Here is a 12,784-nt window from a genome sequence, read left to right as displayed (position 1 = left end):
TTGTCTACATGCTATGCTTAAAATCAATTCCTGACATGATATACGGCAATGCTGATTTGATAAATTCTTCTGAAGATATGTGCAAACTATTTTTTCTCCACTCAACAGAAGCTCCGTGAATTCCCCAGCTTAAAAAAACAGCCGTGACCTTCAACACTTGCTTTTCGACATTTGTATATTGATTCACTAACAACTGATAAAAAATAATTTCAAGCTGTTCTCGAACAATTGGAGCAAGTTCAGTTTCATATTCTACTTGGCAGCGGTTATGAAGAGATTGTTGGAAACTGGCTAGCGCTTTAAAAATATTCATCATTGTATCTTCATCTAGTTTACTGTTGTTAAAATTGATACTTTCTAAATTAATTGACAATACTTCTGAGAGTGTTTTATCTAATAAATCGTATTTATCCTCAAAATGATAATAAAACGTGGCTCAGTTAATCATGGCTTCTGCTGTCACATCTTTCACCGTAATATCCTTAAATTCCTTTTTCGATGAAAGCTTCATGAAAGACTCCATGATTAATTTGCGCGTTCTTAATACACGCGGATCTGTCTTTGGCTGCGTCATCTTCTTCCCCCCCCTTCTTTTTAAACACAAGCTTGAATCTGTCGGATAAACAACAAATTGAAGAAATTATTGGTGTTGATCTCACTCATTCTGTCTTAAGATTCAATTGTAAAGCAAATGATGACTTGATTCAAACAACTGATCAGGACATATTTTTTCCTGAAAAATTAAGGAGGAAACAACTTGAAAAACAATGACATGTTTTGTGATTTAGAAACTGGTGTATGCGGTGTAGGTGAAGAAGATATTCAGGTCATTGACTTTCACCAACCTAAAAAAAACATTACGCTCTACTATGTAACAGATCCGATTTGTTCTCATTGTTGGGCAATTGAACCTGTCCTGCGCCGATTTAAAGAGCAATACGGAAATTATTTTCATTTCCAGACTGTGTTAGGTGGACTGCTAGAGAAATGGCATGATGGTCCAATTGATCCTGCAAACGGAATTTATAAGCCTGCTGATGTTGCGGGTCACTGGAGAGAAGTCGGAGAACATTCTCGCATGCCAATTGATGGGTCCTTAATGATTGACAATCCTGTTCAATCCTCCTACCCGTCCTCTCGTGTGTTCAAAGTGATTCAAAAACATCACGGTGATGAACAAGCCTATACGTTTTTACGCCGTGCAAGAGAAGCGCTATTTGCATTCAATCAAAATATATCGGATATTGCAGTTTTGATTGATATCGTCAACAACCTTGGATTGAACGGAGATGTTATTTTACATGAAGCGGAGCTCCATAGCGGACAAGACTTATTAAATCAAGATTTTGCTCTTGTTCGAGACCTCGGTGCAAGAGGTTTTCCGACCATCATCTTCGTCAATGAAGAAAATAAAGGAGTTAAAATCACGGGTGGTCGACCATTAGACGTCTATGTGGATGGATTAAAGCAAGCTTTAAACACAGAAGAGCTTCAACCGAAAAAGCTACCACCGGTTTCTGCCTTACTCGAAAAAGAAAAATGTCTATTCTCTAAAGAGATTGAAGTGATGTACGATATTGATCAATTGGGTGTGCAGACTTTTATGGAGAAAGAACTTTCACAAGTACCGTTTCATATGAAAGAAGCTCTAGGAGAACAGTATTTCACAACTTCAACATAAGGAGAATGGCGATGGCTTACGTATTACAAGTGGATTTTAAGATGAATGGCCCTTTCGGAGATGAATTGGCAAAAGAGTTTTCTGATTTAGCGAGAAGTATTAATGAAGAGGATGGGTTCATATGGAAGATATGGACGGAGAATCCTGAGAAAAATGAGGCTGGCGGAATTTATTTATTTGAAACAAAAGAAGAAGCTCAAACATATCTCGATATGCATGCTAAAAGAATCACTAGCTTTGGCATAACAGACATCAATGCGAAAATCTTTGACATAAATTCTAAGCTGACGCATATCACAAAAGGTCCATTAAAAACGTATTAAGATTAACACACGAAAAAAGAGCGGCTGTTGACTGCTCTTATTTCGTGTGAATGAAGTAAGATATTCAACTTTAAACCGATTCATTAAAAGGTTATGATCAGCAGTTTCCCCTAGCTCAAATGAATATCGGTTCTTTGCTGGCTGAGTATCGTTTTGTGATATAATCTTGAATCAAAGACAAGAGCTGATAGAAAATGAACTGGCTGAAGGGACATCATGATTGTGAAAAATTTTGAAGAAATGATAGGGTGATAGCGATGAGAAGAATTGAGTCTGGTATATCAGGAGACAACGAAACATTTTCTGATGTTGCCAGGTATGAAAACGAAACAATCAGCAGAACGACGATCATCAACTCAAATGTTCGTTCTCCTATTTTTTGGAGCTGTCACTTGGATCATCTTGTATTTGATACGTGTGATCTGACGAATGCGAGATTTTTTGCCGGTAGTACGATTGATCATTGTACTTTTAGTCATTCAGACTTGCGCTCTGTGGGCATTGGCAAAAACGAAGCCGTCTTCACCAATTGCGAATTTTCTTCCTGCGATATGAGGGGAATGACATTGGAGAATGCTACGTTTATCGATTGTACTTTCTCTAATTGTAGATTCAATGACCGTGTTTTACAGGCAGCGAACATCGTCAATTGTACCTTTGCTGGTAAGCTAATAGATATAACGTTTGAGGGAAATGGTAAACAAAAGCTGATCGCCAATTTTGAAAACTGCACCCTTGATGGTGTTCGTTTTATAGGCTGTGACCTAGCGGCATGTATTCCGCCAGCATCCAAACACCATTTATATGTTGAACATGTATCTGCACGTGTGAAAAAGGCCTTAGAGAAGATAGATGATGATCCTACTCTGTCTGACCATGATCGGAAAATAATAGTGCGGAGTCTGCGGAAGCTTGAACAAATGGAACAGTATATTTTTAACACGAAATATATGGAGAAGATACATGGGGCCGCTTTTGTTGACCGCTTTTTCAGTCATCTTGGATGTAGCAAGGATCACATGTAACGTTTGCTACATCCCTTTTCCTATTTTATCTTTATGTGGTACATCAGTTTCGAGTATATTTGAGCGGAATGAGTTCTTCGATTTTCACCTTGACTAGCTCCCCATCCATATCAAGGATGACAAAACACGTTGGTCCAAAGTCTGAAATGAGCTCTCGGCAGATGCCGCAAGGGCTGACTACCCTGATTCTTCTATCTTCTTCATCTGAATAAGGGTGTCTCACTGCAACAATTGTATCAAAATCTTTGTATCCATTCGATAAAGCGCTACCAATCGCAATGGCTTCTGCACAAACAGTTACCCGTCCGATATAGGCTTCTATATGGACAGCTGATATGATTTCTCCTGTTTTAAATGCGGATCGCTGCCCCTACATGATGCTTGTCATCTTCATAAAGACTGATAATCTTCTTTTTTGCTTCGTCTATTAATTCGATATCTTCTTGTGATAGATCAAACGTTTTCATCGCGTTTCCCCTTTCCTTACTGCTCGTATGTATTATACCAAACATGAGGTGATGAACTGGACTTTACTCTCCTTTACAAACCAGCCAAAAGACCGTTTAATCTGTAGTGAATTGCCATTCTGAATGTATTTCATATTCAATTGAAAAAGGCTGCTTTCAAGTAAGCAGCCTTTTCGCCTATTTACACCAGAACATGTACCCTTTCTAAGTGTGAACTGAATCCCTAACGATTGATCACTTGAATGATTTTCTTCAGAGCATCTGCCGCTTCTGGAATTGGCATGACAACAAACACATGCAGCATTTCAGGATAAACAAAGGTTTTGATGTCCATTCCTTGTTCTGATAGTTTTTCATCAAGTTTTATGGCATCTGGATATAACATATCATGTGTTCCGATAAAATGAGTGATCTTCCCGAGCCCTTTAAAGTCACCGTAAATGGGACTAATCAATGGGTCTGTGAGACTTTGATCAGCTGCCCACATTTTTGTGATGACTTCCATTCCTTCATGACCTAGAATCGGATCCTTTTTTGCGTATTCAAATATGAGAGGGTTGCTCATGCTCATATCCACACACGCAGATAGTAACACGATATCCTTCGGCTGCGGCAGATCCTCTTTCTTTAAAAGGTGCGCAAGACCAAGTGAGATGTTTCCTCCAGCTGAATCTCCCATGATCGTCAATTGATTGGCACTTCCGGCAGTTTTCAAAAGGTCTTTATATAGGTTAAGCATTTTCGGATACGTATCCTGGTTGCTATAATGAGGTACTTTTGGGTAAATAGGAGCGACTACTTTCGCACCTAGTGATTGCGCCATTTTATCCATGAACCACCAATGGACATTCAAAGGCTGATTTGTCCATGCGCCACCATGTAGATAGAGAATGACTTTTTGATTTTGTGATGCTTGTTCATTCAATGTGAAAACTTGCATGCCTTCGAATGTCTGATCTTGTACCTCACTGATTAACTTCACATCATCCCCAATGGCATAAGGCTGCGTATTTTCAATTCCTTTTTGCTCAAGAAATTTTTTTGTCTGTTCGATACTAGAAAAACTCTCTTTATTACTTTGCGAAGCGAATAATGTTTCAAATTGAATACTTTCTTTAGAACGTTCACCATGATACATTTCTACACTCATTTTTTTCTCTCCTTCACCCAATAGGTTTATTGATCATCCTGCTTCGGAACACGAAATGATTCCAGGTAGACTTGTACTTTCTTTTCAGGGGTTTTTAATAAGTTAGATAAAAGGTCTTGAATGAGACGAAGGCTTTTAATTTTCTTTTCAATTTCTTCATGTTTAAGATGGACAATTTGTCTTAGGGTATCAAGGTCTATGTCTTGACTTAGCATATCCATAATTTCAGCTATTTCCTTTAATGAATAACCGAGCGTTTTTGCATCTTTGATCAATTGAATTTTCACAACATAGTCGTCTGTATAGAATCTGTAACCGTTTGAACGTCGTCTTGGAGCAGGTAATATGTTGTGCTCTTCATAGTAACGAATTGCGGCAGGACTCACTCCTGTTTTTTTGGCAAGTTCTCCTCTAGTCATCAACTCCATCGTTACTCCTTTTTTATTATTTTGTTTTACTATATGTACATTATAAAGGTTGAACTATACTTCAAGGTCAAGGTGAAACATTTTTCGGCTAACTTTTGTTATCAAATGATTGTAGCAAAGAGATCGCTAGCTTGAACATCCGGGTAGAACATCTTCAAATGGTTCGACTTTACTGATTGTAGATTCAGAGGGTGTGAAGTCAACTTTTTTTCTGAAAAAATAAATTGAAATATCGATCATCATTTTATGGTTTAACATATTTAAGATTGCTGTAAGGTTCGGATTAATACGAGTTAAGGTTGAGGTTGTACAATGGGTTTGTAAGGAATTGAGGGATGAGTCAAATGGTCCCCTCTTCTAAATCAATCATAGAGGTGAAAAGTTTTGAGAGAAAATAAAATTTTGTCTTCATTATGTTACTTCAGTATCTTTTTTGCACCATTTCTATTTCCGATTATCGTTTATTTCTTAGGAAAAGACGAAGTGAAATACCATGCGAAAAAATCACTATGGACGCATGTTATTCCTTATCTGATTTTCGGTATTGGGATTGCCGGTTCAGGTTTACTTGGCATGAACGATATCAGTCATGCTGGTCCGTTCTTAATTGCAACATATGCTGTGACATTCCTTGTGGCGATCTACTTCTTCATTTGGAACATTGTGAAAGGCATAAAAGTGTTTTCAGAATAAGAGTTAGAAAAAACGGTTCTGTGATTGAGCAGAACCGTTTTTTTGTATGTCCGTTTAAGCGGGTAATTGGATATCAATCGTTGTTCCTTCTCCTATCATACTTTGTATTGTAATATCTCCCCCATGTTTTTGGATGATATCTTTTGCAATCGCCATTCCAAGGCCTGAGCCTGCATGTGTCCCTCCAGTATTCGTCCCTCTATAGTAGCGATCAAACACTTTTTCTAGCTCTGCCTCTTCAATTCCTTTGCCGTTGTCTTGAATGGTGATGTGGGTATGTTCTTTTTGTTCAAGCTGTACAATGATTTTCACATCAGCATCATTGTGAACAAGGGCATTTAAAATGAGATTGGTGACCGCTCTTCGTATGAGGATCGTATCAATATTCAGCATGAGCTTGTCTACATTCGTTTGTAGCTCAATGGTCTGATCTGCATATCTCGAATCGTTGAGGATATCAATTAACGTTTCACGCAGCAATGGCACAATGTTCACAAGCTCTTTATGCAACATCACGTCGTTATTTTTCAGCCTTGTTGTTAAATTGAGATCCTCCATCACATCTTTGATGTACAATGATTTATTCTCAATGATGTCAGCGTAATGTCTGATATCTTGTGCTGAAAGAGGATAATTTGGATCTTTCATGATTTCTGCATAGCCTTGAATAGAGGATAATGGTGTTTTAATATCATGAGAAATATGACTGATCCACTCTTCTCGCATTTGCTCTAATTTGTCTTTTTCTTTTTGGCTTGAAGCGAGCTGCTCGGATAAGTGATTGACATTATAGAACACATCTTTATATATCCCCTTCGTTGGCAACTTCGTCGTATAATCTCCGTTTGCGAGCCTCTGGATGCCATGAATGGCACGGCCGAGCGGTTTGATGAGTTGCCGGCTGAATAAGTATCCAATGAATAAGGCAATGATGGCATCAATCGATAATAAAATCATCGTCCCGATATTGAATTGCGATATTAATTCTTTCGTATCAAAAGAAAATAAATATTTTCCGATGGAAGGGTCCTTAAATCCGATGAAATAGCTGTATTCCTTACCCTTTCCATTTTTTCCTCCAGCATAGATCGTCGACATCAATTGCTTATCTTTATATTTATGTAAGTTAACGACTTCTATAGGTGTGTATTTGCTCTTTAAGCCTTTAGGTGCTAGTGCATGATAGACGTCTTGTCCATTTTCGTCTAATATTTGAATCCACGCATTTTGTTGTTTTAAAGCTTGCTGTCCTTCTTTACTCACAGTGATATCTTGATCAGACAAGGTGATGTATTGTTCAAATGTTCTTGTAAAGGTTTCCGGCGTATTTTCTTCGTTTTGCTGACTGCTTGCTTGTAGTACAAGCCATATCATGAATCCAAATAAGTTAATAAAGACCGTGATAATGGTCACGATAATGACAGAGACCATGTATCTGCCTGTTAATCGCCATTTCATCTTTACGCATCCTTTACAACAAATTTATAGCCAAGCCCTTTGACCGTCACGAGAAATTCTGGTGTAGATGGGGAATGTTCTATTTTTTCCCGCAGTCTTCGTATATGAACCATTACCGTATTATCAGAACCAAAGAAATCCTCTCCCCAAACCGTTTGATAAAGCGTTTCTTTACTGATTACGCGATTCGGATGCTGCAAGAAATAAGTCATCAACATAAGTTCTTTCGGAGTGAGTTCAATTGCCGCTCCGTTTTTCGTCAGTTCGGCTTGCTGCTCGTTTAACTCAAATGGGCCTTTTTTGATCACGGGCTCCGCTTGAGAAGGCTGTAAGTAGGATGACCGTCTTAGCTGGGCTTTTACCCGGTAGGCGACTTCTTTTGGACTGAACGGCTTTGTAATATAATCATCACCGCCAATGGCAAGTCCTACAATTTTGTCTGATTCCTCTCCTTTTGCTGATAAAAAGATAATCGGAACATGTGAGACATCTCTGATTTGTTTGCAAATATCGTAGCCTTCACCGTCTGGAAGCATAATATCCAATATGACGAGATCTGGTTGTTCTTGATGAAATTGCGTGAGCCCATCACGGGCAGTTGAAGCTGTTAACACCTGGTCAATGCCTTCTCTTGTTAATACGGTATGGATTAATTCTAAAATTTCTTTTTCGTCATCTATAATCAATACTTTGCTTTGAACCTTCGGCATAATGATCACTCTCCTGAAGTCATTGTTATTATTATACCCAAAGTGTTGACGTCGTGAAAAATCAACTTACTATTTACACAGAAAAAAGCCAATTTTCTTTTTGAATGAGAAAATTGGCTTTTCGTGTTTCTCTAGCGTTTGACCACAAATGTTGTCACACTTTGAGCAGGGAGATGAGCCCAAAATTGATTTCCTGATATGTTTAAGTCAGTTCCAGGCTGAAGGTTGCTGCTGCCGCTCGTCACCCATCTAGACGCCTGAGAAACGGAGCCATTTTGCACGACGAAGTGTTGATTGACCCCTGCATTGTTTTTATTAATCGCCACAATGACGACCTGATTGTTTCCTTTGTAGGCTGAGACGAAAACATTCGGTTCAGGGCTTTTCGTTGCATCAATTCTGACGTACCCTGGACGCACAAACTTGGAGAAATGCGCCATGTTGTATCCACGTTTGCTAATCATTCCATCTTCCTTCATAGGACCGTATGATCTCCTAATGTACCACCACACATACGCCTGAAAGTCCCCTTCCACCATTGAATGGTGAATATGCTCTGATACCCCTAATGCCTCAGGCCAGCGGTCCGCTGAATTGTTATCACTATTCGGGTAGTAGACCTCTGTCATCCATAGCTCTTTTCCCCCTCCTTTTTGTTTGAAAAGAGGATACGGAAGCTGACTGATTTGGGTCCCGTATAGATGAGCGCCGAGAATGTCCATATTTCTAAGCGCCTGCGGATCGTTTAAGATAGGATCTGAGATATTCTTAAGGTATTGAAAGGATTCTGGTGCAATCACACGTGCATTAATGGAGCCGGCATTTTCTCTCATGAAACGCAGGATTTCCTGAGGCGTCCACCATGTCCATTCGTGTGCATAATCGGGCTCGTTTTGAACAGAAATCGCATAAAGATTGACTCCGTTGTTCTTCATGTAAGTGACAAAATCATTCAGATGCTGAGCATATGCTGCGTATTGATTGTATTTAAGCCGCTTGGCAGGTGATCCATTCCGGTTAAATGTTTCAACCATACTGCTTGGAGGATTCCAAGGGGAAGCGATGACTAAAGCACCATGCTCGATCGCTCGTTTGGCCGTCGCGACTTCTCTGCTCCAATTGTTTCTGTTTTCGTCTACATATATTCTAAGAATGGAAAACCCTAACTGATTTTGTCCATTGCCAAAGGCGGTTTCCCTTTGTGGCGCTGTCAAGTCACCAATCCAAGCTGGGTGGTTCATTCCGCCAAAACCACGAATCACTTGTCTTTCTGCGTTAAGGTTAATGTTTGCGTCACTGGCTGCTGATACCTCAGCTGCTCCGGGTCCAATGAACATGACAGACAGCATGGTGAAACACACCAATAAAGCAAGCATTGGTTTTTTTATACATGACATCAAATTCCCCACTCCTCTATCAAACATTTAAGCACCTTTATTCTCTACCTTTGAGTAAACTGCCAAGAATCAAATTGGAATAGATTTCCCCCGCCTGTTCCGGTAAAGACAAAAAATACGTTGTGCACACCGGATGCGCCGTTAATCGCTGTTTCTATTTCCCGCCAGTTTTGTGTTCCACCGGTGGAAGGAACATCAAGTGTACCGACCAGTCTGCCGTTTGCGCTGCCAAGGCGTACTTCTATTTTCCCGCCTACTGTCGATGCGACATTGGCTTTAAATGTTCTAGCGCCATTTGAACCAAAGTCTACATTCCCTAAAGCCACCCAATCGCCGTTTTGAATGTTGGTGACATGCTGGTTATTCACTGGTCCTCCTGGTGCTGACGAGGCTTCGGTCAAAATGCGTCCATTCCAAGCGAATGTTTCAGCTTCAACACGTTGATATGGATTCAGATTAGATAGCTGTTTCACTCCTTCATAATTGGCTGCTACTTCTCGAAGGGAGCCATCTGCATTATGCACAAGCTTATTAATATGTGGAGAGCGGTAACCCTTGCCGGCCCCGTATAAAGCAGAGCTAACGGTTTGCGTATGATACACCACATACCACTCATTTTTAAAATTGAACACCGCATGATGGTTGTTACCGCCGCCACCAAAAAAAGCACCCGGATTTTTTAGAAAGTGTCCTTTATACGTGAAGGGTCCCATCGGACTTGAGCTCGTCATATAGCCGATTTCACCAGGTGGTTTATCAGCAGGATGTGAGCCGCCAAAATTGATGCAATAGGAATAGTAATAGGTTCCGTTATATTTATGCATCCCTGAATCTTCAAACATAAAAGGAGCATCAATGGTGGATGCGCTACTGGCCACACTTGTCATATCAGCACCTAGCTTCAGGACTCTTGCTGTTTTAGGATTTGCCCATTGTCCCTGCGTTGGATTGGAACCGCCTGGAACGCCTCCGCCGGCATATAGATAGCCAGTACCGTCATCATCTACAAATACGGCCGGATCAAAAAGCCATACAACTCCGGACATGCCAGGTGTACTTGGCGTAACGAGCGCTTTCCCAATTGGATCAGTCCATGGGCCAATCGGGCTGTCTGCTGTAAGGACACCTATCCCTCCGCCGCTGTTAGCGAAATAAAGGAAAAATTTATCCTTTCCATTGATCTTCTTTACAGCAGCGGCTGGAGCCCAAGAAGCGCCTGCCCATTTGGCAATGCCTCTGCCGCCATTTGCCCCATTTGCCCCAGCTACTGGAATCGCTCCGTGATCGGTCCAGTTGACCATATCCGCCGAAGAGATGACGAATACTCTATTCAGATTCGCAAATGAATTGTCCTTAATCGTTCCGTTGCTTTGATATTCATAGTCATCACTCGACATATAAAGGTACACTCTTCCGTTATAGGTAAGCGCAAACGGATCTGCTCCTAAGTGATGGTCAATGAGCGGGTTTGCATTTCCTACTTGCTTGGCAATAGGAGTGCTTGCCGCATTCGCTTCATATACCGGCAAACAACTCAGTACCAAAGTGAAAATCAATAAACAAACGCTGCACTTCATCCTCGTCCTCATCGTGTCATTTCCTCCTGTTTTCATCTTCCTGATATTGGGGTTTAGGCCCAATTTCAAATTATGTTGATGTTTCGTGATGAAGAATGAATACAAAGAATGATTTCTCCCTGTGAATCCCTGTAAAGAGTGCGATGAAAACCCTTACTTTTTAACTAGAAGACAACAAAAAAATGCAGTCTCCATGACGGAGCTGCATTCTTCCTCAATGTTCAATAAATGTAGGCTACATATAACGAGCGGTCACCATTTTCTTTCTCGTGTAAAACTCTACTCCATCTGTCCCATTGGCGTGCAAGTCTCCGTAGAAGGAGTCTTTCCAGCCGGAAAATGGGAAGAAAGCCATTGGAGCAGGGACACCAATGTTAATGCCTAACATGCCGGCTTCGATGTTTTCACGAAATTCTCTTATGCTTGAAGCGCTGTCTGTGTATAGGCAGGCACCGTTTGCGAATTTTGATTGATTGGACAGGTCGATTGCTTCTGCGAGTGATGAGACACGGACAATGGATAAGACTGGGGCAAAAATCTCGTCCTGCCAGATTTTCATTTGATTTGTGACATGATCAAAGATCGTTGGTCCGACAAAATACCCTTCTCCATTTGTTTCGTTATCTTGTCTGCCATCACGAATCAGGCTTGCGCCTTCTTCAATTCCTGATTGAATATATTGAAGAGTTCGTTCTTTATGCTCTTTCCGAATGACTGGTCCGAGAAAGACATCTTTATTTATTCCGTTTCCGATGACAAGCTGGTTGGATTCATCGACCAATTGTTGAATCAAGTCGTCCGCCACGTCTTCTTCCACTGCGACAACGGCTGCTGCCATGCAGCGTTCACCTGCTGATCCAAAAGCAGCGCCAATGATTTGTTTTGTGGCTGATTCTAAATCAGCATCTTTCAAGACGATAGAGTGATTTTTTGCACCGGCAAGTGCTTGTACACGTTTACCATGTGATGTCCCTTTTTTATAGACGTATTCTGCGACTGGCTGAGAGCCGACAAACGAAATGGCTTTTACCTTTTCATGTTCAAGAAGACCGTTTACTACATCGTGAGCGCCATTGACAATGTTGAGCACACCTTTTGGAAGTCCCGCTTCTTCAAATAGTTCTGCTAACCGTGCAGCAAGGATTGGCGTCCGTTCTGAAGGCTTTAAAACAAATGTATTTCCGCAAGCGATGGCAAGCGGGAACATCCAGCATGGGACCATCATCGGAAAGTTAAACGGGGTAATGCCGCCGATGACGCCAATTGGGTAGCGGTACATGCCAGACTCTAGACCAGTCGCAATATCAGGTAGTTGTTTCCCCATCATTAAGGTTGGTGCACCAGCGGCAAATTCCACACATTCAATTCCTCGCTGCACCTCTCCTTTTGCTTCTGTTACACTTTTTCCGTTTTCCAGCGTGACGAGTTCAGCTAACTCATCCCATTTCTCAACGAGTAACTGTTGGTATTTAAATAAGATACGTGCGCGCCGGGGAACAGCTGTTTTAGACCAAGTGGTGAACGCTTCTTGTGCAGCTTGGACTGCATGTTCTACATCCGTTTTTGTTGAAAGTGGTACTTCTGCGATGACTTCGCCAGTAGCTGGATTATAAACAGCTTCCGTTTGGTTCGTTTCGGCGTCCACCCATTGTCCGCCAATATAATTTTTCAACGTTTGTACATCTGTTTTGGTCATGTTCCCTCTCTCCTCTTTGTTTGGATTGTGATGCAGTCGTGTGTTGATTTATCGTCATTGTCTCATCTAAGGGGTCTTCATCTGTATACACTCTTTGTCAAATGAAACCACAGTTTTGCTTTACGTTCTGATAAAACATGTGAAGTCTATACCTTTCAGCTTCTTTGGTTCCGCAGATC

At 40.9% G+C, this 12,784-nt stretch carries 11 protein-coding genes and 2 pseudogenes; 4 read left to right on the top strand and 9 right to left on the bottom strand.

The window, feature by feature from the left end:
- Nucleotides 1–4: 4 nt before the first annotated feature.
- Nucleotides 5–574: pseudogene (locus ACTJJQ_RS16265) on the bottom strand (TetR/AcrR family transcriptional regulator).
- A gap of 183 nt (nt 575–757) precedes the next feature.
- On the opposite strand from ACTJJQ_RS16265, the gene ACTJJQ_RS16260 reads away from it, so the two are divergent.
- The 3 genes from ACTJJQ_RS16260 (at nt 758) to ACTJJQ_RS16250 (ending at nt 3,029) form a co-directional block, all read left to right on the top strand.
- Complete coding sequence (locus tag ACTJJQ_RS16260) at nt 758–1,681, top strand: DsbA family protein (RefSeq protein WP_440600399.1); 924 nt, start codon at nt 758–760, stop codon at nt 1,679–1,681.
- Nucleotides 1,682–1,692: 11 nt separating this feature from the next.
- On the top strand, nt 1,693–2,004 hold the full coding sequence (locus tag ACTJJQ_RS16255; protein ID WP_440600398.1) for a monooxygenase: 312 nt from the start codon (nt 1,693–1,695) through the stop codon (nt 2,002–2,004).
- Between the two features lie 257 nt (nt 2,005–2,261).
- The gene (locus tag ACTJJQ_RS16250; RefSeq protein WP_440600397.1) at nt 2,262–3,029 is read left to right on the top strand and encodes a pentapeptide repeat-containing protein; all 768 of its coding nucleotides are present in this window, start codon (nt 2,262–2,264) and stop codon (nt 3,027–3,029) included.
- A 43-nt stretch (nt 3,030–3,072) separates the two neighbouring features.
- On the opposite strand, the pseudogene ACTJJQ_RS16245 reads toward ACTJJQ_RS16250, so the two are convergent.
- The 3 genes and pseudogenes from ACTJJQ_RS16245 to ACTJJQ_RS16235 all read right to left on the bottom strand — a co-directional run bounded on the left by ACTJJQ_RS16245 (nt 3,073) and on the right by ACTJJQ_RS16235 (nt 5,074).
- A pseudogene (locus ACTJJQ_RS16245) lies at nt 3,073–3,496 on the bottom strand (cytidine deaminase).
- A 223-nt stretch (nt 3,497–3,719) separates the two neighbouring features.
- Entirely contained in the window at nt 3,720–4,646 is a 927-nt protein-coding gene (locus ACTJJQ_RS16240; RefSeq protein WP_440600396.1) for an alpha/beta hydrolase fold domain-containing protein, read from the bottom strand.
- A 26-nt stretch (nt 4,647–4,672) separates the two neighbouring features.
- Nucleotides 4,673–5,074 (bottom strand): MerR family transcriptional regulator, encoded by a 402-nt coding sequence (locus ACTJJQ_RS16235; protein ID WP_017367349.1) that lies wholly within the window; start codon nt 5,072–5,074, stop codon nt 4,673–4,675.
- 384 nt (nt 5,075–5,458) lie between these two features.
- Here ACTJJQ_RS16235 and ACTJJQ_RS16230 point away from each other — a divergent pair, with 384 nt between their 5' ends.
- The gene (locus ACTJJQ_RS16230; RefSeq protein WP_058015632.1) at nt 5,459–5,767 is read left to right on the top strand and encodes a DUF4870 domain-containing protein; all 309 of its coding nucleotides are present in this window, start codon (nt 5,459–5,461) and stop codon (nt 5,765–5,767) included.
- Between the two features lie 54 nt (nt 5,768–5,821).
- Here the strand turns inward: ACTJJQ_RS16230 and ACTJJQ_RS16225 are convergent, their stop codons facing one another.
- The 5 genes from ACTJJQ_RS16225 to ACTJJQ_RS16205 form a co-directional block, all read right to left on the bottom strand.
- A complete protein-coding gene (locus tag ACTJJQ_RS16225) occupies nt 5,822–7,225 on the bottom strand; it encodes a sensor histidine kinase (protein ID WP_181891097.1) in 1,404 nt (467 codons plus the stop codon).
- A 2-nt stretch (nt 7,226–7,227) separates the two neighbouring features.
- A complete protein-coding gene (locus ACTJJQ_RS16220; RefSeq protein WP_008343743.1) occupies nt 7,228–7,935 on the bottom strand; it encodes a response regulator transcription factor in 708 nt (235 codons plus the stop codon).
- A gap of 131 nt (nt 7,936–8,066) precedes the next feature.
- Complete coding sequence (locus tag ACTJJQ_RS16215) at nt 8,067–9,335, bottom strand: glycoside hydrolase family 30 beta sandwich domain-containing protein (RefSeq protein ID WP_026050098.1); 1,269 nt, start codon at nt 9,333–9,335, stop codon at nt 8,067–8,069.
- A 41-nt stretch (nt 9,336–9,376) separates the two neighbouring features.
- Nucleotides 9,377–10,921 (bottom strand): glycoside hydrolase family 43 protein, encoded by a 1,545-nt coding sequence (locus tag ACTJJQ_RS16210; protein ID WP_035391887.1) that lies wholly within the window; start codon nt 10,919–10,921, stop codon nt 9,377–9,379.
- 223 nt (nt 10,922–11,144) lie between these two features.
- Entirely contained in the window at nt 11,145–12,605 is a 1,461-nt protein-coding gene (locus ACTJJQ_RS16205; protein WP_025207429.1) for a CoA-acylating methylmalonate-semialdehyde dehydrogenase, read from the bottom strand.
- Between the last annotated feature and the right edge of the window lie 179 nt (nt 12,606–12,784).

This window comes from Bacillus sp. 22483 (assembly GCF_052044605.1).
GTDB lineage: Bacteria > Bacillota > Bacilli > Bacillales > Bacillaceae > Bacillus > Bacillus altitudinis.
Note: the sequence above shows the minus strand (reverse complement) of the source record. Positions and strands in the feature narration are given on the sequence as shown.

What these genes read in the sequence shown, in the direction of transcription:
- ACTJJQ_RS16255 (WP_440600398.1), top strand. Translation starts at nt 1,693, where the DNA reads ATGGCTTACGTATTACAAGTGGATTTTAAGATGAATGGCCCTTTCGGA.
- ACTJJQ_RS16250 (WP_440600397.1), top strand. Translation starts at nt 2,262, where the DNA reads ATGAGAAGAATTGAGTCTGGTATATCAGGAGACAACGAAACATTTTCT.
- ACTJJQ_RS16240 (WP_440600396.1), bottom strand. Translation starts at nt 4,646, where the DNA reads ATGAGTGTAGAAATGTATCATGGTGAACGTTCTAAAGAAAGTATTCAA.
- ACTJJQ_RS16235 (WP_017367349.1), bottom strand. Translation starts at nt 5,074, where the DNA reads ATGGAGTTGATGACTAGAGGAGAACTTGCCAAAAAAACAGGAGTGAGT.
- ACTJJQ_RS16225 (WP_181891097.1), bottom strand. Translation starts at nt 7,225, where the DNA reads ATGAAATGGCGATTAACAGGCAGATACATGGTCTCTGTCATTATCGTG.
- ACTJJQ_RS16220 (WP_008343743.1), bottom strand. Translation starts at nt 7,935, where the DNA reads ATGCCGAAGGTTCAAAGCAAAGTATTGATTATAGATGACGAAAAAGAA.
- ACTJJQ_RS16210 (WP_035391887.1), bottom strand. Translation starts at nt 10,921, where the DNA reads ATGAGGACGAGGATGAAGTGCAGCGTTTGTTTATTGATTTTCACTTTG.
- ACTJJQ_RS16205 (WP_025207429.1), bottom strand. Translation starts at nt 12,605, where the DNA reads ATGACCAAAACAGATGTACAAACGTTGAAAAATTATATTGGCGGACAA.